At 28.8% G+C, this 22458-nt stretch carries 26 protein-coding genes and 2 pseudogenes; 13 read left to right on the forward strand and 15 right to left on the reverse strand.

From position 1 onward, the window contains the following. Positions 1 to 14: 14 nt before the first annotated feature. From ACFEL4_RS05805 to ACFEL4_RS05815, 3 genes are all read left to right on the forward strand, one after another. Complete coding sequence (locus tag ACFEL4_RS05805; protein WP_375316963.1) at positions 15 to 1670, forward strand: DAK2 domain-containing protein; 1656 nt, start codon at positions 15 to 17, stop codon at positions 1668 to 1670. A 54-nt stretch (positions 1671 to 1724) separates the two neighbouring features. After that, positions 1725 to 2540, forward strand: a complete 816-nt coding sequence (locus ACFEL4_RS05810; protein WP_375316964.1) for a hypothetical protein — start codon at positions 1725 to 1727, stop codon at positions 2538 to 2540. A gap of 172 nt (positions 2541 to 2712) precedes the next feature. Next, entirely contained in the window at positions 2713 to 3057 is a 345-nt protein-coding gene (locus ACFEL4_RS05815; RefSeq protein WP_375316965.1) for a hypothetical protein, read from the forward strand. A gap of 168 nt (positions 3058 to 3225) precedes the next feature. Here the strand turns inward: ACFEL4_RS05815 and ACFEL4_RS05820 are convergent, their stop codons facing one another. Further along, positions 3226 to 3447 (reverse strand): hypothetical protein, encoded by a 222-nt coding sequence (locus ACFEL4_RS05820; protein WP_375316966.1) that lies wholly within the window; start codon positions 3445 to 3447, stop codon positions 3226 to 3228. Here ACFEL4_RS05820 and ACFEL4_RS05825 point away from each other — a divergent pair. The 3 genes and pseudogenes from ACFEL4_RS05825 (at position 3428) to arcC (ending at position 6477) form a co-directional block, all read left to right on the forward strand. Beyond that, a complete protein-coding gene (locus ACFEL4_RS05825) occupies positions 3428 to 4249 on the forward strand; it encodes an IS1595 family transposase (RefSeq protein ID WP_375316967.1) in 822 nt (273 codons plus the stop codon). The genes ACFEL4_RS05820 and ACFEL4_RS05825 overlap by 20 nt on opposite strands. Before the next feature lie 102 nt (positions 4250 to 4351). Beyond that, positions 4352 to 5509 carry a YfcC family protein gene (locus ACFEL4_RS05830; protein WP_375318366.1) on the forward strand — a complete coding sequence of 386 codons (1158 nt, stop codon included), beginning with the start codon at positions 4352 to 4354 and terminating at the stop codon, positions 5507 to 5509. Between the two features lie 28 nt (positions 5510 to 5537). Then, a pseudogene (gene arcC / locus ACFEL4_RS05835) lies at positions 5538 to 6477 on the forward strand (carbamate kinase). On the opposite strand, the gene ACFEL4_RS05840 reads toward arcC, so the two are convergent. After that, positions 6439 to 6654, reverse strand: a complete 216-nt coding sequence (locus ACFEL4_RS05840; protein WP_375316968.1) for a hypothetical protein — start codon at positions 6652 to 6654, stop codon at positions 6439 to 6441. The pseudogene arcC and the gene ACFEL4_RS05840 sit on opposite strands and share 39 nt — an antisense overlap. Here ACFEL4_RS05840 and ACFEL4_RS05845 point away from each other — a divergent pair. Further along, entirely contained in the window at positions 6635 to 7171 is a 537-nt protein-coding gene (locus ACFEL4_RS05845) for a hypothetical protein (RefSeq protein ID WP_375316969.1), read from the forward strand. The genes ACFEL4_RS05840 and ACFEL4_RS05845 overlap by 20 nt on opposite strands. Beyond that, positions 7066 to 7455, forward strand: coding sequence for an IS1595 family transposase (locus ACFEL4_RS05850; protein WP_375316970.1), 390 nt, complete (start codon positions 7066 to 7068; stop codon positions 7453 to 7455). The genes ACFEL4_RS05845 and ACFEL4_RS05850 overlap by 106 nt, the downstream gene beginning before the upstream one ends. Here ACFEL4_RS05850 and ACFEL4_RS05855 read toward each other — a convergent pair. Continuing rightward, complete coding sequence (locus tag ACFEL4_RS05855) at positions 7452 to 7583, reverse strand: hypothetical protein (RefSeq protein WP_375316971.1); 132 nt, start codon at positions 7581 to 7583, stop codon at positions 7452 to 7454. The genes ACFEL4_RS05850 and ACFEL4_RS05855 overlap by 4 nt on opposite strands. A 99-nt stretch (positions 7584 to 7682) precedes the next feature. Between ACFEL4_RS05855 and ACFEL4_RS05860 the strand changes: the two genes are divergently transcribed. Beyond that, complete coding sequence (locus tag ACFEL4_RS05860) at positions 7683 to 7856, forward strand: hypothetical protein (protein WP_375316972.1); 174 nt, start codon at positions 7683 to 7685, stop codon at positions 7854 to 7856. Between the two features lie 280 nt (positions 7857 to 8136). After that, positions 8137 to 9195 (forward strand): annotated as a pseudogene (locus ACFEL4_RS05865) (IS256 family transposase). 983 nt (positions 9196 to 10178) lie between these two features. Here ACFEL4_RS05865 and ACFEL4_RS05870 read toward each other — a convergent pair. Beyond that, entirely contained in the window at positions 10179 to 10799 is a 621-nt protein-coding gene (locus tag ACFEL4_RS05870) for an IS1595 family transposase (RefSeq protein ID WP_375318367.1), read from the reverse strand. 15 nt (positions 10800 to 10814) lie between these two features. Beyond that, positions 10815 to 11000 carry a hypothetical protein gene (locus ACFEL4_RS05875; RefSeq protein ID WP_375316973.1) on the reverse strand — a complete coding sequence of 62 codons (186 nt, stop codon included), beginning with the start codon at positions 10998 to 11000 and terminating at the stop codon, positions 10815 to 10817. Between the two features lie 18 nt (positions 11001 to 11018). Here ACFEL4_RS05875 and ACFEL4_RS05880 point away from each other — a divergent pair, with 18 nt between their 5' ends. Then, on the forward strand, positions 11019 to 11171 hold the full coding sequence (locus tag ACFEL4_RS05880) for a hypothetical protein (RefSeq protein ID WP_375316974.1): 153 nt from the start codon (positions 11019 to 11021) through the stop codon (positions 11169 to 11171). Here ACFEL4_RS05880 and ACFEL4_RS05885 read toward each other — a convergent pair. From ACFEL4_RS05885 to ACFEL4_RS05925, 9 genes are all read right to left on the reverse strand, one after another. Further along, positions 11155 to 12345 carry a phosphoglycerate kinase gene (locus ACFEL4_RS05885; protein WP_375316975.1) on the reverse strand — a complete coding sequence of 397 codons (1191 nt, stop codon included), beginning with the start codon at positions 12343 to 12345 and terminating at the stop codon, positions 11155 to 11157. The two genes, ACFEL4_RS05880 and ACFEL4_RS05885, sit on opposite strands and share 17 nt — an antisense overlap. A gap of 149 nt (positions 12346 to 12494) precedes the next feature. Continuing rightward, positions 12495 to 13502, reverse strand: a complete 1008-nt coding sequence (gene gap / locus ACFEL4_RS05890) for a type I glyceraldehyde-3-phosphate dehydrogenase (protein WP_375316976.1) — start codon at positions 13500 to 13502, stop codon at positions 12495 to 12497. 163 nt (positions 13503 to 13665) lie between these two features. Further along, on the reverse strand, positions 13666 to 13806 hold the full coding sequence (locus ACFEL4_RS05895; RefSeq protein ID WP_375316977.1) for a hypothetical protein: 141 nt from the start codon (positions 13804 to 13806) through the stop codon (positions 13666 to 13668). Positions 13807 to 14203: 397 nt separating this feature from the next. Then, positions 14204 to 14593: an IS1595 family transposase gene (locus ACFEL4_RS05900; RefSeq protein WP_375316978.1), complete on the reverse strand. Its 390-nt coding sequence runs from the start codon at positions 14591 to 14593 to the stop codon at positions 14204 to 14206. Next, on the reverse strand, positions 14488 to 15024 hold the full coding sequence (locus tag ACFEL4_RS05905; protein WP_375316979.1) for a hypothetical protein: 537 nt from the start codon (positions 15022 to 15024) through the stop codon (positions 14488 to 14490). The genes ACFEL4_RS05900 and ACFEL4_RS05905 overlap by 106 nt, the downstream gene beginning before the upstream one ends. Positions 15025 to 15177: 153 nt before the next feature. Beyond that, entirely contained in the window at positions 15178 to 16098 is a 921-nt protein-coding gene (locus tag ACFEL4_RS05910; protein WP_375316980.1) for an ATP-binding protein, read from the reverse strand. Between the two features lie 43 nt (positions 16099 to 16141). Beyond that, positions 16142 to 17251, reverse strand: a complete 1110-nt coding sequence (locus ACFEL4_RS05915; protein WP_375316981.1) for a DnaD domain protein — start codon at positions 17249 to 17251, stop codon at positions 16142 to 16144. A 176-nt stretch (positions 17252 to 17427) separates the two neighbouring features. Beyond that, entirely contained in the window at positions 17428 to 18258 is an 831-nt protein-coding gene (gene mutM / locus ACFEL4_RS05920) for a DNA-formamidopyrimidine glycosylase (RefSeq protein WP_375316982.1), read from the reverse strand. A 104-nt stretch (positions 18259 to 18362) separates the two neighbouring features. After that, positions 18363 to 18485: a hypothetical protein gene (locus ACFEL4_RS05925; RefSeq protein WP_375316983.1), complete on the reverse strand. Its 123-nt coding sequence runs from the start codon at positions 18483 to 18485 to the stop codon at positions 18363 to 18365. On the opposite strand from ACFEL4_RS05925, the gene ACFEL4_RS05930 reads away from it, so the two are divergent. Continuing rightward, positions 18466 to 19287 carry an IS1595 family transposase gene (locus tag ACFEL4_RS05930; protein ID WP_375316797.1) on the forward strand — a complete coding sequence of 274 codons (822 nt, stop codon included), beginning with the start codon at positions 18466 to 18468 and terminating at the stop codon, positions 19285 to 19287. The genes ACFEL4_RS05925 and ACFEL4_RS05930 overlap by 20 nt on opposite strands. A gap of 182 nt (positions 19288 to 19469) precedes the next feature. Further along, positions 19470 to 19775 (forward strand): hypothetical protein, encoded by a 306-nt coding sequence (locus ACFEL4_RS05935; protein WP_375316984.1) that lies wholly within the window; start codon positions 19470 to 19472, stop codon positions 19773 to 19775. Positions 19776 to 19780: 5 nt separating this feature from the next. Here the strand turns inward: ACFEL4_RS05935 and polA are convergent, their stop codons facing one another. Further along, positions 19781 to 22408 carry a DNA polymerase I gene (gene polA, locus ACFEL4_RS05940; RefSeq protein ID WP_375316985.1) on the reverse strand — a complete coding sequence of 876 codons (2628 nt, stop codon included), beginning with the start codon at positions 22406 to 22408 and terminating at the stop codon, positions 19781 to 19783. Positions 22409 to 22458: the final 50 nt, after the last annotated feature.

A 22458-nucleotide genomic window follows, 5' to 3' on the forward strand; every position in this document is an offset into this window, starting at 1 on the left:
TTAGGTGGATTTAAATGAGAAAAATGAATATTAAAACCTTAAAAGTTATGCTTATTAGCGGAGCTAATAATCTTTATAATTATCACTTTGAAGTTGATAAATTAAATGTTTTTCCAGTGCCCGATGGTGATACAGGAACTAATATGAATTTAACTATGATGAATGGTATTAAAGAATTAAATGGCAAAGATTATGAAACATTAAAAGAGCTAGGTACTACTTTTTCACGTGGTTTAATTATGGGCGCTCGTGGTAATTCTGGTGTTATTTTGTCACAAATTTTTCGTGGTTTTTTTCAAGTGTTAATAGCAAAAGAAAATAAAGATAATATGATTGATAATGAAGATTTAATTAAATCTTGAAAGAGCGCTCAAGAATATGCATATCGCGCAGTTATGAAACCCGTAGAAGGGACTATTTTAACGGTTGTCAGAGAAGGTGCTAATTTCATTAGCGAGAATATTGATAAAAACAAAAGTGCACTTTTTATTTTTGAAAAGTTATTAGAAGGTATGAGCGAGTCACTAAAAAGAACTCCTGACTTATTACCAATCTTAAAAAAGGTTGGTGTTGTAGATTCAGGGGGTGCTGGTTTAGTATACATTGTTGAAGGCATGGTTTATGGTTTAAAGAATGGTAAACCTATTATGCCAAAGAAAAGACTAACTCAAGATGGCACTAAATTAGAAATGTCATTAAATCAAGAAGACTTTGGATATTGTACAGAAGTAATTGTTAAATTAAGTAAAACTAACAAGTCAGATTTTAACTTAAATAAAACTCGCAATGATTTAGAAACAATGGATGGTCAATCAATTGTTGTTGTAGATGACGAGGACTTACTTAAAGTTCACGTTCATACTTTGAAACCTGGTCAAATTTTAAATTACTTTCAAAAATTTGGTGAAATTTTAAAAGTAAAAATTGAAAACATGACTGAACAAGCTAAAGCCCATACGCAAACTATTAAGCCAATTCGTAAATTAGTTCGTGATTTTGCTTTAATTGCTGCAGTTAATGGTAAAGGTGTAGAAGTCTTTTTTAAAGAACAATTAAATGTTGACCATATTATTACGTATTCATCACGTGTCAATCCCTCAACTGATGATTTCTTAAAAGCTATTGAATCAGTTGATGCTAAAACTGTCTTTATTTTGCCTAATGATGGTAATTTATTCTTAACTGCTGAACAAGCTAAAAAATTGGAAAAAAAGTCAAAAGTTTTTGTTTTACCAGCTAAAAACATTGCCCATGGTATGCGTGCTGCTTTAAATTTTAATCGTGAAGATAATCATAAAGATAATTACAATAATATGTGAAATGAGATTAAAAAAAATGTAGCATTTGGTTACATTACTGTTGCTGATCGTGATGTTGAAATTGATGGTGTAACGATTGAAAAGAGTCATTTCTTTGGCGCTGTTAATAATCGTAAAGATACTAAAGTAAAAATTATTAGTTCTAATAAAGACATATTGTCTACCATTCGTGGTTTATTTAGTAAATTAATTTGAACTGGTGCTGAAATTATTACTATTTTTAAAGGTAAGGACGCTTCTAAAGAACAAGTAAATTATGTAACTAAGATTTTAGATGAAGATTATAATATTGAATATGAATTTGTGAATGGTGAACAAGAAATTTATAATTTTTTATTTGTTGTTGAATAGCACATTGTATGTTACAATGTTATAAAATAAAGTTTTTTAGAAAGGAATGAAATTATGAATTATTCATTTTTAGGTGCTGTTGACCCTGGTAATCCATCAACATGATCAGTTAGTTTAATTGTTGTTGCTTGTATGCTAGCTACTGTTGGTGCTATTTTATTTATAGTAACTATGATTTGATTTATTACATGAATTAAATATTCATGATTTCATCGTGAAAATAGTGCTAATTTAAGTGGTGGTGATTTAGCTAAAACTTATATACAAAAGTATGGTATTAATGCTCCAAGAATTAAGTTTAAAGGATTTGGTAATGTTAATGGTGTCACTGTTGAACCAAGGTTCTTTTATTTACGACCATATTTAATTAATAACGGTCATTTTACTTTACGATTACTACCTTGAACTTATCATCGTCGTTCAATTTACTCATTAGCTATGGCTATGGAGAGTAGTTGAGCAGTAAGTAGTTCTAAGAGTAGTCGTTTTAATACTTTTTGATGAGATTTTTCTCGTAAGTTAACGTTATTCTTTATTTTAATTCCTATTGTGTTAGCGTTATTATTTGCGATTTCACCGATTAATTCATGAATTACTTTATCAGCAAGTGGCGCTAACACCTTATCAATTGTTTTATCAATTTTAGGAAGTATTTTTTTAATTGTTTATGCTAGTATGCAATTAGTTTTCTATGCTAAATCGCGTAAAGAAATTTGCACCAATCTAGTAGGAATTCTAAATGAAAAAGAAATTCGTGCTATTGGTTGAATTTTCCAAATTAAATTTATTTATTATTTAATTAGAACAATATACGAAGTATTACAATTAATATTCCGTATTATGATGTATATACAAAGCGAAAAAAAATAATCAAAATAAAATTATAAAAGTAAGTATCAATAAAAATACTTACTTTTTTAGTGCTTAATAAACTTGATTTTATTTCTATATTCAAACTAATAATATGTTTTAAATACTTTCAAAATTAATTATCATGTATAATTTAGATGATAAAATTAATAATTAAAGAGGGGGAATAGTTATGAAAAGAATATTAAAAATGTTAACTGCGATTAATTTTACTGGATTATCTGTGTTACCAATAATTGCATGTGGTACTCCATCATCAAATCCTACAGCGACCATGAATGGTAAGGTAGCAGATCAGCTAAGATTAACTAGTAATAATGGTACTATAACAGAGAAAAAGGTCACTATTAATAATACTGCAAAACTTGATTCTGTATATTGATCTATCCCTGGGCAAGGAGCTAGTGCTACTATTTTGCTAACTGATTCAACACAAAATTATAAGGCTGATAATACAGAAAGTTATGATTTTATTAAAACAGTTTTTTTTAGGAGTAAAACCAATTTCTGGAAATAATTTTGCTACAGGAGTGTTTGACTTTGCAACACTTAATAATATTAAAATTCATTTTTCAAATATTAAAGTATCATTAACTGTTAATAAAACACTACAAGACTATACAGTTTTTGCTGGAACTTTTGATGTTCAATTTAAAGATGATAAGGATAATAGTAAGTCACCTATTTATTCTTTTAACGTTAAACCTGATGACACAAAAGGCGTAATTAGTGACAGTATGCCTCGATTTAATCCTAATGATTTAGATGTAGCGACTAACCCAAACACATTATTTGTTCTTGATGGTACTGTTCCTGTTGGATGTATATCTGGAGCTGTTATTAATTTAAATACGGACTTCTCCCCACATGTACTTGTGGAGGAAACAATGAAATTGAATGAGTTCAATAATACTTTTCAAACTGAAAAACAATGTCTTGCATATATAGCAAGTTTGAAACAAAGCAAATGTATTAGGTGTTATAGTTTTAATTTGAATACTTCTAATTTAAGAAAAATGAGATGTTTGAAATGTCATCAAACATTCATTATTCTCACGGGCACTATATTTTCGAAGTCACAAACACCTTTAATATCTTGGTTTTATCTCATCTTTAGATGAATAAACACCAAACATGGAATTCCATCAACTGATGTTGCAAAAGAATTGGGAGTGACCTTGAAAACAGCTTGAAGAATGGGTCATAAAATCCGAAGTGCCATTGCTAAACAAGAACCTAAATTCATTGTTGAGGGCATAGTGCAAATGGATGAAATGTATCTTTCACATATGGGTTTTAAAAAACAAGGAAGATCCTTTTTGAACAAAACCTTGATTGTTGGTATTTATGAAAAAACAACCAACAATCTGATTGTGAAAGTATTGAAAAACGCAAACAGTAAAAATCTTTTGCAGTTTGCAATAAACCACATTTCTTCAAAGTGTGATGTACATACTGATTCTTGAAAAGGATATCGCGATTTGAAATCGGTTTTCACTAAGCATGAAACAGTTAACCATCAAGATGGCTATGTTTCAAAAACTGGTGTAAATACCAACCAAATTGAGTCAGTATGAAAACATATACGAAGAACATTTAAAACACATATCAAAGTTGCAAAACATCATATTCATTTATATGCAAAAGAAGCTGTATATAAATTCAATAACATACCTAGTTTTGAAACTGTAATGCTATGTTTAATTTAAAAATGTGGGGAGAAGTCCGTAGATAGGCTTTTCTCAGCATTTATGTGATAAAATTTAAAAATAGTACATAAAGGGAGAAAAGCCATTTGAATTATTCTGATTTTAATGACATTTTTTGCGATTGGTGGTACGACTTATGTCATGGGCGAGGAAACTATTGCTTTATATCCAGTTTTAATTCCGGTTATGTTGGCTGCTGGATTTGATGTTATTACATCATTAATGACGATTCTAATTGGTGCAGGGATTGGATGTCTTGGTTACATTCTTAATCCCTCTGTTATTGGTTTTTCGTTTAATGAAAGTGATACTACAAATTATGGTCTTAGTGATTCTTCAGGTATTGTTTTTTGTTTAGTTGCGTTTGTAATTTTTACTGTTATTGCGATTTTATTTGTGATGTGATATGCGCTTAGAATTAAAAAAACTCCTAATAAATCATCATTATTTGCTAGTCGTGAAATGTATCTTAAAGATTTTGGAATACCTGAAGCATTACCAGAATTTACTAAAAAACGAAAAATAATTTTAGTAATTTTCAGTTTAGCATTTTTACTAATGATTTGTTCTTTAATTTCATGAAATGCTTTTGGACTAAATGGTGCTGTGACAAGTAATGAGTGAATTCAAATGCATGCCCCATACATTGCTTCATTTTATGATGCTTTTGGTAATTTTAGTTTATTAGCAGCAGCAGCTATTTTCTTAGTTGCTAGTATTATTATTGGTTTTATTGAACGTAATGGTGAAGAACAATTTGTTAAAATTTTTGTGGCAGGGAGCAGTGATATTTTATCAGTTTGTTTGGTAATTGTGACAGCTGCGGGAATTGGTTGAATTATGGAACATTCTGGCATGCAATATAAGTTAGTACAAGCGTTAGCAGTTCCTTTAAAATCATTAGGAACAACAGGATTTGTGATTGTGGAATTTTGTTTTTTCTTAATTATTTCCATAATAATTCCGTCAACTTCAGGATTTGCCGCTGCCGTTATGCCAATTTTAGGACCAACAGCAGAATTAATTCATCCTGGTTTGTTTTCAGGAACTATTACCACATTTTCATTTGCTAATGGGATTGTTAACTTGTTTAGTCCTACTAGTTTTATTTTAATGGCAGCCTTGAGTATTAGTAAAGTACCATTAAATAAATATTTAAAAGTAGCATGACCATTTGTTGTGGGCTTAGTTGGTTTATCAATGGTATTATTAAGCTTAGGAAGTTTATTGCCGATTAGTCCTGGTGGTAGTTGATTTTAAATTTGTTAAAGAAAGGAAGAAATAGAATATGTCATTAATTGTTGTTGTATTAGGAGGTAACGCACTTGGTAATAACCCTAGTGAACAAAAAGTAATTGTTAAAAATACAGCACAAATGTTAGTAGATATTATTAGTGTTGGTAACGAGCTAGTAGTTGTCCATGGTAATGGTCCACAAGCGGGAATGATTAATAATAGTTTTGAGATTGCCCATCAAAGTGATAGTAAAAGTCCAGTAATGCCATTTCCTGAATGTGGTGCGATGAGTCAGGCATATATCGGTTATCATTTACAAAATGCCATTGGTAATGAATTACAAAAACGCAAGATTAACAAAAAAGTAGTAACCGTTATTACGCAAGTGATGGTTGATAAGCATGATAGTGCTTTTAGTAATCCCACAAAACCGATTGGTAGTTTTTATAATGAGCAAGAAGCAAAACAATTAGCAATTAAATATGGATTTACTGTTAAGTCAGATGCTAATCGTGGTTGAAGACGAGTAATTGCTTCACCAAAACCAAAAGCTATTGTTGAAAAAGATATTATTAAAGATTTAATTAAGCAAGGCCATATTGATTGTTATTACTGCTGGGGGTGGTGGAATTCCTGTTATTGAGACTAAAGATGGATTTAGTGGGATTGATGGCGTCATTGATAAAGATTTTGCTAGTTCCTTGTTAGCTAATGAAGTTAATGCTCAGAAGTTAATAATTTTAACAGCAGTTGATAATGTTTGTGTAAATTTTGGTAAACCAAATGAAAAGAAATTAAACAGTTTGTCATTACATGATGCTCAAACATATATTGATGAGCAACAATTTGCTGTTGGTAGTATGTTACCAAAAGTTCAAGCAGCCATGGCTTTTGTTAAAGCAAAACCTAATAATGTGGCAATAATTGCTAATTTAAATCAAGCAAAAAAAGCGTTATTGCAACAAGTAGGGACTGTTATTACTAATAAGTAAGAGAATTGTATTGTAATTATAGCAATTAAGTTGTATTATATAAGTGTAATTAAATATTAGTTGAAAATACTTTTCAAGGTTATAGTACCATTGAAGGGTATTTTTTGTTTTTAATTGCAAAGCGGACTTCTCCCCACATGTACTTGTGGAGGAAACAATGAAATTGAATGAGTTCAATAATACTTTTCAAACTGAAAAACAATGTCTTGCATATATAGCAAGTTTGAAACAAAGCAAATGTATTAGGTGTTCTAGTTTTAATTTGAATACTTCTAATTTAAGAAAAATGAGATGTTTGAAATGTCATCAAACATTCAGTATTCTCACGGGCACTATATTTTCAAAGTCACAAACACCTTTAATATCTTGGTTTTATCTCATCTTTAGATGAATAAACACCAAACATGGAATTCCATCAACTGATGTTGCAAAAGAATTGGGAGTGACCTTGAAAACAGCTTGAAGAATGGGTCATAAAATCCGAAGTGCCATTGCTAAACAAGAACCTCAATTCATTGTTGAGGGCATAGTGCAAATGGATGAAATTTATCTTTCACATATGGGTTTAAAAAACAAGGAAGATCCTTGTTGAACAAAACCTTGATTGTTGGTATTTATGAAAAAACAACCAACAATCTGATTGTGAAAGTATTGAAAAACGCAAACAGTAAAAATCTTTTGCAGTTTGCAATAAACCACATTTCTTCAAAGTGTGATGTACATACTGATTCTTGAAAAGGATATCGCGATTTGAAATCGGTTTTCACTAAGCATGAAACAGTTAACCATCAAGATGGCTATGTTTCAAAAACTGGTGTAAATACCAACCAAATTGAGTCAGTATGAAAACATATACGAAGAACATTTAAAACACATATCAAAGTTGTAAAACATCATATTCATTTATATGCAAAAGAAGCTGCATATAAATTCAATAACATACCTAGTTTTGAAACTGTAATGCTATGTTTAATTTAAAAATGTGGGGAGAAGTCCGTAGATAGGCTTTTCTCAGCATTTATGTGATAAAATTTAAAAATAGTACATAAAGGGAGAAAAGCCTTGCAAAGTTTAATTGAAGAGGAAAAAATATCACATATAATCAAATTTCACAACCTATTAGTATTAAAATAGGGTTATCAGTTCTTGTTGCCACTGTTGCTGGTGTTAGTATTTATAAGATATGAACAGCAAAGGATAGTGATATGTATGCTATTAAAAATCTTTTGTTAGTACCAGTAACAGCAGTAAGTTCTGCTATAAAAAGAACTATAGGCTGAACTTCAACAATTGCAAATAATTGTAATGATGAAAATATAATTAATGATTCAGAAAGCACTGATAGTTTCCAAAATAACCAAAACGCATTATCAATGTAGCAGAAGTTCAACAATATCTAATAAAAATTATTGGTTAAGTCTAAGATTGTGTGTAAATTTAAAAAAGTAATAAAAAATGAGCCATATACCCCTCCTTATCAAATATAATTAGTTTGAAAATAAAAACTAGATAGGATGAGAAATATATGACTCCATTAAATTTTACAATAGATTCTGAAATAATTAGAAAATTTCTTTCAAAAGAGACTAAAAATGAAGGCATAATATTGCTTATTGAATTATTTTTAATAAACTTTTAAAAAATCAATCAGATGATCAAATTGGTGCTAATAATTATGAACGAAATGAAGCAAGAACAGATTGCCGTAACGGTTATTATCAGCGTGATTTAAAATCTGTAAATGGAATTTTGAATTTAAATGTCCCTAGACATCGTAATAAATCTTTTGAAACTGAAATTTTCGAAAAGTTTAAACGTTCAGAACAAGCATTATTATCTACCATGATGTAAATGGTAATTGACGGTGTATCAACAAGGAAAGTTGATAACATAACAAGAGAATTGTGCGGTATTAATTATTCTAAATCTACTGTCTATAATATTTGTAAAGAATTAACTGAAGTAATAGGCACATGAAAAAACCGTGATTTAAGCGCAAATTCCTATCCTTTTATAATTATTGATGGAGTACATGTTAAGGTTCGAGAAAATAATCAAGTAATCTCTAAAGCAGTTTTTATAGCCCTAGGTATAAATGACCAAGGTCATAGAGATATTTTATGAATGATGGTTGGTGATTCATAATCAGAAACTACATGAAGTGAATTCTTTTCTTCATTGAAAGAACGTAACTTAACTGGTCTTGATTTAGTTGTTTCTGATGCCCATAAAGGGTTAGTTAAAGCAGTTAAAAAACATTTTCAAGGCGTGCAATGACAAAGATGTCAAGCACATTTTATGCGTAATATCTTGGATAAAACACCTAAAAAGGATAGAGAAAAAGTTGAAAGAGATGTTAATGCCATTTTCAACGCTAGTAGTATTAAAATGGATAGAATGATTCTTAAAGAAATGAAAGATAATTATTCCCATCTTTTAGACTCGGCATTACGAATTCTTGAAAATGGATTTGATGATGCTTTAGCAATTTTAAGCTTTCCACTGTATTACCATAAAAAATTAAGAACTAGTAATCACATTGAACGCCTAAACCGTGAAATTCGAAGAAGAGAAGGTGTTGTTACCATATTTCATGGAGTTGATAGTGTATATCGAATAATAGGTTCAATTTTAATGGAATTTAATGAAAAATGAATGATAAATCGTGTTCATATTAATATGGACGAATATAATAATTTTAAAATTGAAAAGGCTTAAATTATTGCTTAACTACTTTGTATTAAAATTTTATTCTTTATAAATAACTGCATTTCTTTAAAATGACTTTTTGTTGTGATTATTTAGAAAAAAATAATTTATAAACCTATAAACTTTGTAAAATTATTAACTATAAGAATTTTAAAATTAATTTTAGATAAGATTAACCTACCAACTTTTAAGTATGGTACAATAAATTAAACTAAATTTATTTGATATGAGAAATATTACTCTGTAAAAATAAATTTACACAAGATTCGGGACTTAACCAAATTATTAAATATATCACTAAAGTAATAAAAAAATCTGTTGTCTAAATAGACAACAGATTTTTAATATTTAAAACATCAAATCAGCAAATGGAAAACATGATTTAAACAAAGTGATATATTTAATAATTTTCACTTCATGGTCCTCTAAACCAGAAGTTAAATTCATAATTTCTTTGCGCATTTTTTCATAAAACATAGTTCAGAATAATCAACTTAACGTAATGATAATTAATCCAGCAAAACTAAAAATAGCTAATACTTCTTGATTAATATCACTACTAGTGTTAGTTCAAATTGGAATATAAAACAATAATGTGCAAATAATTGTATTAATAATCCCAATTAGTAAACATAAGTTAATAATTGGCAAACTTAGATTTTTTCGTGGTTGATATTTATTTTTTCATTTTATACATAAAACACTGCATAGTGTTTGATATTTGTTTCAAGTTGTAGTTTCATTGAAATCATTAGTCTTTAATTTTAGAACATTAGTTTTAACATTGTAATTAAAGTATTTAATAATAAATTTCTTTTTTACAACTTGACAACTAAGATTTTCACTTGCTAGTAACTCTTGATAATAAGGTTTAAGATTATTTTTGTTTTTAGTTTTTAATTTAATAAGGCTTTTCTCCCTTTATGTACTATTTTTAAATTTTATCACATAAATGCTGAGAAAAGCCTATCTACGGACTTCTCCCCACATTTTTAAATTAAACATAGCATTACAGTTTCAAAACTAGGTATGTTATTGAATTTATATGCAGCTTCTTTTGCATATAAATGAATATGATGTTTTGCAACTTTGATATGTGTTTTAAATGTTCTTCGTATATGTTTTCATACTGACTCAATTTGGTTGGTATTTACACCAGTTTTTGAAACATAGCCATCTTGATGGTTAACTGTTTCATGCTTAGTGAAAACCGATTTCAAATCGCGATATCCTTTTCAAGAATCAGTATGTACATCACACTTTGAAGAAATGTGGTTTATTGCAAACTGCAAAAGATTTTTACTGTTTGCGTTTTTCAATACTTTCACAATCAGATTGTTGGTTGTTTTTTCATAAATACCAACAATCAAGGTTTTGTTCAACAAGGATCTTCCTTGTTTTTTAAAACCCATATGTGAAAGATACATTTCATCCATTTGCACTATGCCCTCAACAATGAATTGAGGTTCTTGTTTAGCAATGGCACTTCGGATTTTATGACCCATTCTTCAAGCTGTTTTCAAGGTCACTCCCAATTCTTTTGCAACATCAGTTGATGGAATTCCATGTTTGGTGTTTATTCATCTAAAGATGAGATAAAACCAAGATATTAAAGGTGTTTGTGACTTTTAAAATATAGTGCCCGTGAGAATAATGAATGTTTGATGACATTTCAAACATCTCATTTTTCTTAAATTATAAGTATTCAAATTAAAACTAGAACACCTAATACATTTGCTTTGTTTCAAACTTGCTATATATGCAAGACATTGTTTTTCAGTTTGAAAAGTATTATTGAACTCATTCAATTTCATTGTTTCCTCCACAAGTACATGTTGGGAGAAGTCCGTTTAATAATTAGTCAAAAGCGAAGTTGTATTAATTGACATATAAGAATCACGGTAACTAAGAAAAGACTAATGGTCACAAAAATCATAACTGTTTCATCATATTGTAACATATTAAAAATTACTTGTTTTCTATAGCTTCAATGCCAGGTAATTTTTTACCTTCTAAGTATTCTAAAGAAGCTCCCCCACCAGTTGAAATATGGCTGAATTTAGATTCATAACCAAATTTAACAGCAGCAGCAGCACTATCCCCACCACCAATTAAAGTGAAGGCATTTTCTAAGTTGGCAATGGTTTCACAAATGTCTTTCGTTCCTTTAACAAAATTACTCATTTCAAAAACACCAAGTGGTCCATTTCAAAATACAGTTTTGGCACCATTTAAACTATTTTGAAATAATTCTAAAGTTTTAGGACCAATGTCCATTCCTTCAAAACCAATTTTAATATTTTGGTCGGTAGTTACTTCACCTTTAATATCTTTGAATTCTTTAGCTATAACAAAATCAACAGGTAGTATTAATTTCCCTTTTCCTAATACCATAATTTCTTTAGCAACATCAATTTTGTCTTTTTCTAGTAATGAATCACCAATTTCAAATCCTAAAGCTTTCATGAAGGTATAAGCCATACCACCACCAACAAGCACTTTATCAGCTTTAGTTAATAATTGTTTAATAACATCAATTTTATCTGATACTTTGGCCCCTCCAATCACAGCAACAAATGGGTGCTCAGGTTGCATAGTAATTTTGTTTAGCATTGTTAATTCTTTTTCAATTAGTAAACCAACGCAACTTTGCTTGATGTTAGCAGCAATTCCAACGTTAGAAGCATGAGAACGATGAGCAGTACCAAAAGCATCATTTACAAAAACTTCACCTAGGTGAGCTCAATATGTTCCTAATTCTTTATCATTACCAGACTCTTTGTTACCATTTAAATCTTCAAAACGAGTATTTTCAATTAGTAGTAACTGTTTAGGTTTTAAGGCATTGATAGCAGTTTCTAATTTTTCGCCACGAGTTTCGTTAATAAACACAACTTTTTCATTTAGCACTTCACCTAAGCGTTTAGCAACAGGTGCTAATGTATTTTTAGCTTTATCTTTTTCAGTTTTTACACGTCCTAGATGTGATAACATAATGATTTTAGCATCTTGTTTTTGCAGGTATTTAATAGTTTCGATTGCAGCATTGATTCTAGTGTCATCAGTAATTTTTCCATTATCTAATGGTACGTTAAAATCAAAACGAACAAGTACCTTTTTATTTTTAAAATCAAGATTTTTTAAAGTTTTTTTATTCATAATTTCATCTCCTTTTTTGTTTTTCCTTATTAAGATATTTTATTACTTTTTGTAAAAAAATACACTAACAGTAATAAAAATGCATCTTATTAATTAGTAAAGATGCATTTTTATGAAGTTTAATTTTAGCAATTAAACTATTGATAAAATTACTTAAGCTTTGCGAAATGTAATACTGTTCTTACTAATTGTGATACGTATGACATTTCATTGTCATATCAAGCAAATACTTTAACAATTTGTTTTCCATCAACTTCAACTACTTTAGTTAAAGTAGCATCGAAGATTGAACCAAAACTTGAACCAATAATATCAGTTGAAACGATTTGGTCTTCATTGTAACCAAAAGATTCATTACTATGTTTTTTCATAGCTTTATTAACTTCATCAACTGTAACATTTTTCTTTAATTCAACAGTTAAGTCAACAATTGAACCAGTAATGATAGGAACACGCATAGCTGAACCATCTAGTTTTCCATTAACTGAAGGAATAACTAAACCAATCGCAGCAGCAGCCCCTGTACTAGCAGGGACAATATTAGATAGAGCACTACGACCTCTTCTGAAGTCTGAGTGTTCTAAGTCTAATAAACGCTGGTCATTAGTAGCAGCGTGAACAGTTGTCATTCATCCTTTAACAAGGCCGAACTCTTTTTCTAAAGTATTTACAACAGGAGCAAGACAGTTAGTTGTACATGAAGCACCAGAAATAATCTTATCCCCTGCTTTTAAAATATCATGGTTAACATTGTAAACAATAGTTTTTAAATCACCTTTAGCAGGTGCTGAAATAACACATTTTTTAGCTCCTGCATCAATATGAGCTTTTGCTAAGTCTTTAGTAGCAAAACGTCCTGTTGCTTCAATAACTAAATCAATATTATTTTCTTTTCATGGTAGTGCTTTTGGGTCTCTTTCTTGACAAACTTTAATCGTTTTACCATCAACAATAATAGTATTTTTAGTTTCATCAAATTTAATTTTTCCATGTTTTCATGTTCCGTGAGCTGAGTCGTATTGTAATAAGTACGCTAGAGCTTTCACGTTTCCTAAATCATTAATAGCTATGATTTCAGTGTCTTTTTTATCAAATAATTGACGAAAGGCAAGACGACCGATACGACCGAAACCATTAATTGCAATTTTTGTTGCCATTATAAAATCACTCCTTCTACTTCGTTTTTCATATATTGATTAATGACTAGGTATATTATAACTAAAATCATAAATATTTGTTATAAAATATAGATTTTATATGTAAATTTTTTAATTAAAGTAGTAGTAATTAAGTGGTAAGCGCTTATTAATAATGAAAATTTTATTTATTTGTAATTGGATCATTTCTTTGACCAACTCTAAATATTGTATTAACATATATACCGTTTAATTCAAGCCCAATAGCATAATTAGTGTTTTTGTTAAGTGACTCTTGTTCTCTTACTAAACGTTGTTTGTCCATATTATAAAGTTTAAAAGTAATTTTAGAGTGTAGTATTTTGCTAAATCTTGTGCATTAGTTGCATCTTGACTTAAGTTATCAGATTTTAGAGATATTGTGTTATTCAAAAAATCTCCAGTTTCAATAACATTTAGATTATGAAAGTTTATAGAATCATAGTTAATATCATTTTCATCTATTTTAATGTACTTTTGATTAGCAATATTAAGAAAGCTGTTGGTAATTTAATTTTATACTTAACTAATACTTGGTTTGTTTTACTATTGTAAAATTCAATGTTACATGTCGTTGCTGGTGCTTGAAAATCAAGAATGGCTTTTCTCCCTTTATGTACTATTTTTAAATTTTATCACATAAATGCTGAGAAAAGCCTATCTACGGACTTCTCCCCACATTTTTAAATTAAACATAGCATTACAGTTTCAAAACTAGGTATGTTATTGAATTTATATGCAGCTTCTTTTGCATATAAATGAATATGATGTTTTGCAACTTTGATATGTGTTTTAAATGTTCTTCGTATATTTTTTCATACTGACTCAATTTGGTTGGTATTTACACCAGTTTTTGAAACATATCCATCTTGATGGTTAACTGTTTCATGCTTAGTGAAAACCGATTTCAAATCGCGATATCCTTTTCAAGAATCAGTATGTACATCACACTTTGAAGAAATGTGGTTTATTGCAAACTGCAAAAGATTTTTACTGTTTGCGTTTTTCAATACTTTCACAATCAGATTGTTGGTTGTTTTTTCATAAATACCAACAATCAAGGTTTTGTTCAACAAGGATCTTCCTTGTTTTTTAAACCCATATGTGAAAGATACATTTCATCCATTTGCACTATGCCCTCGACAATGAATTGAGGTTCTTGTTTAGCAATGGCACTTCGGATTTTATGACCCATTCTTCAAGCTGTTTTCAAGGTCACTCCCAATTCTTTTGCAACATCAGTTGATGGAATTCCATGTTTGGTGTTTATTCATCTAAAGATGAGATAAAACCAAGATATTAAAGGTGTTTGTGACTTTGAAAATATAGTGCCCGTGAGAATACTGAATGTTTGATGACATTTCAAACATCTCATTTTTCTTAAATTAGAAGTATTAAAATTAAAACTAGAACACCTAATACATTTGCTTTGTTTCAAACTTGCTATATATGCAAGACATTGTTTTTCAGTTTGAAAAGTATTATTGAACTCATTCAATTTCATTGTTTCCTCCACAAGTACATGTGGGGAGAAGTCCGTTAAAAAGATATCATTATTTTTGGTAGTAGAATAACACTATTATAACACTATTTTTTTCCAAATCAAACTTTTAAGAAATTTGCAAAATATAAAAAACCTCTTAAAAATTAAGAAGTTTTATGTAGTGCTAACCATTTCTATTTGTGTAGTGTTATCTTCTTTAGGACTAATTTCCAAGTTTTCACGATTTAATTCAATCGGTAAAGTCAAAGTTTGAATTCGTTCTAATAAGCGTTTAACTTTAATTTCTTCGGATTTACTACTTCGTAAATGGTAATGTTCATATAAATCATTAATACTGTAATTAGAGTTAATAAAAGTTGTTTTTAGTGGTAAGACACGAGCATTAAGAATACTGAATAATAGTTCATCACGTTCTCAAGCACTAACTGTTTCACCACCTAAGTCATCAATGAACAATAAATCACAAGTTTTTAATTGTTCAATTTGTTGGTTAGTATTTGTTTCGTTTTTAAAACTTTTTTTAATATCCATGACAAATTCTGGTCAGACAATAAAACAAACCGTTTGATTTTTTTGAATTAGTTTGTTAGCTAGTAAAATAAAGATAAAAGTTTTGCCACTACCTGTATCACCATGTAAATATAGTCCTTGATAACTTTTATGTTTTAAAGATTGATTTAGATATTTGAGAATTTGAATTCGAGCGTTACCAACAACATTAAAATTTTTACTTCATGATAGAGATAATAATTTGTCATCATAATACTTAATTCAAAAGTTATTATAAACTTGTTTTTGATCAGAATGGTTAATTGAATGTAAGCAATCAGTTAATGCTAAGTTAATTTTACCATTAGGTAGAAAAACTAATTTATAACGATAACCTTTAACATCTTGTAAGCATTTATTTAATGTTTCACGTTTCTTACATAAATTATAACTATTAACATATTGACCTAATAAATGAGCATAAGGTTCTAAGGCACTGTTAGTTAATTTATGGTTTATTACGAAATCATTAAGTTCAACATTATTGGCATTCTCTTTTAAAATTGTCGTTGCTTTTAGTTTCATGATAATGTTTTCCTTTTTATAAAATATTCATTGTTATATTATACTAATGAGCATCAAATTCCTTTAAAAGATTATTAATTTCTTCTTGGGACATAGTTGTAGTTTTAATGTTATTGTTGGTTTGTTGTGTTTCAGTTGTTGGTTTAAAGTTAGAATTTGTTATTTGTGATGTTCATAGTGATTCTTGTTGGAATTGATGTTGAGGTGTTTTTTTACTGCGAGCAAAAGCCATTTTTAAATGTTTTAAAGCATCTTCAACATTAGTGATTTTATATTCTTTGAAAGTTTGAGCAATCTTAATCATATAGTTTGGTTCTAAACGTTTATTATTTTTAAATCACACATATTCAATTAAGCAATTAATGACAGCAGTATTTAAGTGAAAATCATGACTTAATGTTGATAATGTCATTTTTATCTTGCTAGTAATAGTAGTTTTAGTTAATGATTTTAAATACTCTTCAGGTGATTTAGTTTGCATTAAACTAACAGTATCATTGATTTCTCGGGAGTTATGTTTAGCAATAAAATCATTTGGTGTCGCATTTAGATTAACTTTCATAACTGCTGGTGTTTCTGGTTTCATGAATGAATAAATAGGAGTTGGCATTGGTTCTTGTTTTTGAACAGAATAAATATTGTTTAAGACAGATTTTAGTGAAACAGTCTGCGGAATTGTATTTTCTTCTTGACTAATATTAATATAGTTGTCAGTAATTTCAATATTGTTGTTTAGGAAATAAAATCTTTGACGTTCATAATCGTTTCTCCCTAGTTGGTTTAGTAATTTTTCATTTAAATGGGCATTTGCGAAAAAATCATCAGCTGTTAAAGGACTAAAAATTTCATAGATAAAAGTTGATTTTAAAGGATAGTAGTAAGTATTAATTAATTTAGTTGCTTCTAATTGTTGGAATGCTACTAATAATTGAGTAGTAGAAATGTTTAATAAAGATTTAAGACGACCATGGTTAAAATCGAGATTAATTCTTTTTGTTAATATTTTTTCTTGAATTAAAGTTAAATATAAATTTGTCGCTTCAATACCAATAATTGGTTGGTATAACATAAATATAGTTTGGTAATTTTCAGTGTTTATGTTTTCGTGTTGAATTAATTTAAAAATATCATTGTCATTAATTATCCTATTCATAATTATTTCCCTATCTTTCTCTTTTACTAACCAATTTTTACAATTGTATGATAATTATATGCACATCAAACATATATTTAAAGTGAAATGATTAAGTAACATAGTTATCCACATTAAACTCACATTTAAATAATAAAATTATACTTTATAATCATTAATTTTGGGAGTTATCCACATTAATATTTGCTTTGACAGTGCGGGCAAAAGTAAGTACCACGTGTGCTAACTTTAGTCTTTAATATTTTAGTTGTACAGGCAAAACAAGATTGGTTAACTCGTGTATGAACTTGCAATGAGTTTTGGTAATAACCTCTAACACCAAGACTAGAAGTGTAACTGTTAATAGATGAACCACCTAATTTAATGGCTTTAGTAAGGACCATAATCGATTTGTCAATAATAGTTTGTAGTTGTACTAATGTTAAATGATTAGTAATACTCTCTGGATGAATATTAGCATAAAAAAGTACTTCGTCAACATAAATATTTCCTAATCCACTCATTACTCCTTGGTCTAATAGTGAAGCTTTAATATTTTGTTTTTTATTTTTTCATTTATTTTGTAAATATTGGGCAGTAACAATTTTGTTAAAAGGTTCAGGACCAATATTAGTATATGGTTTTAGAGTTTGGTAAGTGCTAAGGGGTTGTAAATGAAAAGTTCCAAATTGTCTTGTGTCATGATAGCAAAGTTGATAGTTATTTTCTAATTCTAAAACTAATAAAATATGTTTTCAATTCGTAGGGGTATCTTGCTTTTGATAGTAGTATTTACCTTCCATACGCAGATGACTTAACAAGACATAATCATCAAGTACAAAAATTATTAGTTTACCAACACGTTTAATATCATTAATTGTTTGGCCAATAATTTTATTAATAAAGATTTGTGGTGTAGAAGTTTTGATAACTTTGTTCATAAAAACTCGCACATCAATAATTTTATGATGTAGTAAAAGTGGATATAAAGTTTTACGAACAGTTTCAACTTCTGGTAATTCAGGCATCCTAATTTTCTCCTAACTAAAACATTGTAAAGCATTTTATTCTTATTATAAATAAAATAATAATTTTTTTTCATATTTTTATATAAAATAAAAATAATATTATTTTAAAGTGTGTTTTTAAGATAAGATATATTTATGTGTAAGTGATTAAGTTTAGTATGTAATAAATAATCGGACTTCTCCCCACATGTACTTGTGGAGGAAACAATGAAATTGAATGAGTTCAATAATACTTTTCAAACTGAAAAACAATGTCTTGCATATATAGCAAGTTTGAAACAAAGCAAATGTATTAGGTGTTCTAGTTTTAATTTGAATACTTCTAATTTAAGAAAAATGAGATGTTTGAAATGTCATCAAACATTCAGTATTCTCACGGGCACTATATTTTCAAAGTCACAAACACCTTTAATATCTTGGTTTTATCTCATCTTTAGATGAATAAACACCAAACATGGAATTCCATCAACTGATGTTGCAAAAGAATTGGGAGTGACCTTGAAAACAGCTTGAAGAATGGGTCATAAAATCCGAAGTGCCATTGCTAAACAAGAACCTCAATTCATTGTCGAGGGCATAGTGCAAATGGATGAAATGTATCTTTCACATATGGGTTTTAAAAAACAAGGAAGATCCTTGTTGAACAAAACCTTGATTGTTGGTATTTATGAAAAAACAACCAACAATCTGATTGTGAAAGTATTGAAAAACGCAAACAGTAAAAATCTTTTGCAGTTTGCAATAAACCACATTTCTTCAAAGTGTGATGTACATACTGATTCTTGAAAAGGATATCGCGATTTGAAATCGGTTTTCACTAAGCATGAAACAGTTAACCATCAAGATGGCTATGTTTCAAAAACTGGTGTAAATACCAACCAAATTGAGTCAGTATGAAAACATATACGAAGAACATTTAAAACACATATCAAAGTTGCAAAACATCATATTCATTTATATGCAAAAGAAGCTGCATATAAATTCAATAACATACCTAGTTTTGAAACTGTAATGCTATGTTTAATTTAAAAATGTGGGGAGAAGTCCGTAGATAGGCTTTTCTCAGCATTTATGTGATAAAATTTAAAAATAGTACATAAAGGGAGAAAAGCCTAAATAATAATACATTTCAACTAATAAGAAGTAATATTTCAAACATAAAAACTGAAAAACACAAGAAAATTGAACAAGAAAAAACAGCATTTTTAAGTTTGGAAGAAGAAAGAAAAGAAAAAGAATTGATAGAAAATTTTGCAAAATATCAACAAAACCAATTAATTGATAATTATACTATACCCAGCACAAGTGAAGAACAATCTGAATCACTATTGCATGACAAGAAGCGTTATAGCGTGTCTACATCTAAATCAAATTTTGTTGGTGATAGCGAAAGTGGAAATCATGCTCAAACTAAAAAGTTATTACCACAAAATTATGAAGCAGAAGCTCAAGTAGCAAAAGAAAGTGAAAAGATAAGTAAGAAACAGCAAGGACAAGAACCAAAATTTACTTTATAATTCCATTACTTTAACTCAAACCAATTATTACCACTACTGTTATTTACTACTAGTGGTACTTTTAATTTAGTAATATTAGTCATAATATTTGTTACTTTCGTAATTACTGCTTCTATATTTTCTGGTGCTACTTCAAAGATTAGTTCATCGTGAATTTGAGCAATTAAACTCGCTTCAATTTTATGGTTTAAAATTTCTGTGTAGATTTTATTCATCGCTAGTTTTAAAATATCAGCAGTACTACCTTGAATAGGCATATTCATCGCAATTCGTTTTCCAAAATCACGAATGTTTTTGTTGTTATTGGTAATCTCAGTAACTGCTCTTCTGCGATTAAAAATCGTTTGGACATAACCATTAGTTTCACAAAAACTAATAACATCATCAATATAAGTTTTAATTCTAGGGAATACCATAAAGTATTTGTTAATAAAGTTTTGTGCTTCTTTAACACTAATTTTTAATTGTTGTGATAAACCAAATCCAGAAATGCCATAAACAATCCCAAAGTTTACAGCCTTAGCATTTTGACGTTGTTCTTTCGTTACTTGTGTCTCGGAAATTCCTAAGACTTTGCTGGCAGTCTCAGTATGGATATCTTGATTTTCGAGGAAGGCTTGGATTAAATTTTCATCATTACTAATATGAGCTAAAATGCGTAATTCAATTTGTGAGTAGTCAAACGATAAAATTTTATTACCCTTGATATTAGGAATAAAGATTTTACGAACTTCTCGTTGTTCTTCATCACGAATACTAATGTTTTGCATATTAGGATCTAATGATGATAATCTACCCGTGCTTGCTTGTACTTGATTATAAATGCTATGAATTTTACCATCGTGAAAAATATATTTTTGTAAACCAAATAAATAGGTTGAATATAGTTTTTGTAATTTTCGGTATTCTAATAAAATGTTAATAAAGGGATGCATATCTTGCAATGAAACTAATACTTCAAAGGCAGTACTACCTTTTTTGTAATCAGGTAGTTTTAGTTGTTTAAATAAATAATTACTAATTTGTTTTGGCGAATTAGGATTTAATTCTTTTTTTGCCATCGTTTTAATTTGTAGTTCTAAATCTTTAATTTTCAATAATGTTTTGTCAGTTAAAATTGTTAGTTGTTGTTGGTCAACATTTACCCCATTGCGTTCCATATCAGCTAAAGCAAATCCCGCAGGTAGTTCAATGTTTTGATATAATTCTCAATTATTAGTTGTTTTTAAATTGTTAACAAGGAGAACATATGATTGGTGTAAAAAAATTAAATTGGATTCAAGGAATTGTGCGATTGCCATTTCTTGCTTAGGGATAGTTTTTTTAACACCTTTGCCATAAAAATCATCGCTATTTAACGATGTTAAATTGTTTAAACCAAGGATAATAGCAATATTTTCTGGAATAATTTTTTCGTTTGCATAGAGTAAATATGCTGCTAACATATGGTCAAAAATAATACCATTAACAGTTAAATCAAACCTTAGAGCACCATTAATAACTTTCTTTAAATCTCATGTAATTTTAGTTAACATTTTATTTTGTAAAAATTTGTTAAAAAATTGACATTTAGTAGCACTGGCAATATTAATATAAAATATTCCTTTATCATTTTTAATCGCAAATCCAATTAAGTTATCACGATTATAATTATCACCAAAAACTTCTAACCATAAATAATTAATATCACAGTTTCATTGTTCATCTCATGTTGTAATAATTTTAATTTGCGTATTAGTATTGGGTTTATTTGCTTTAGCATCTTCATCGCTAATCATTAGTGATTTCATATCATATTGATTGTAAAATGATTGTAGTTGGTTACTATTTAAATTATTAAGATTGTACTGAAAAGTATTTAGATTACCAGAAATGGGAGTTTCTAAGTTAAGTTGGGCTAATTGTTTACAAATAATGCCATCATTAAAATTAGCTTTTATTAGTTTATTAATATTAGGTTTTAATTTTTCAACATTATTGATAATGTTCTCTAAGGTTTTATATTCCTTTAATAAATTAGTAGCAGTTTTTTGTCCAATTCCTTTAATGCCAGGCAAGTTATCTGAAGCATCGCCCATTAATCCTTTTAAATCAATTACTTGGCTTGGTAGTAGTTCATATTCGCTCTCAAAGGTAGCAGCAGTAATAATTTTTAAGTCACTCATTCCTTTTTGGGGATTTAAAATTTTGATATTATTGTCTAATAGTTGTAATAAATCTTTATCACTACTCATAATATCAATTTCGTAATCTTTAGCGATATTATTTTTAACAATTGTACCAATAATGTCATCAGCTTCGTAATTAATGAGTTGGCCTCACGGAATTTGTGCTAAATCTAAAAAAGTTTTAGCTAGTGTGAATTGTCCGATTAATTCTGTGGGCGTTGCACTACGGTTGCTTTTATATGTGTCTAGTATTTGATGACGGAATGTTTTTTTTTCAGCATCGAATGCTACAAAAACACTATCATAGTTATTGTTTTTCAAAAATTTTGTTATCATGCGAATAAATGCATAGACGGCATTGGTTGGAATGCCTTGCAATGAATGAAGATTTACACCTTGATAGGCAGTAGCATAGTATGCTTTAAATAACAAATTGTTACCGTCAATTATTAATGCTTTTTTCATATTGTTTCACCTATTTTCAAATATAGACTTATTATAGCAATAAGTAGTAG

This window comes from Spiroplasma endosymbiont of Virgichneumon dumeticola (assembly GCF_964264745.1).
In the GTDB taxonomy this organism is placed as follows: Bacteria; Bacillota_I; Bacilli_A; order Mycoplasmatales; family VBWQ01; genus Spiroplasma_E.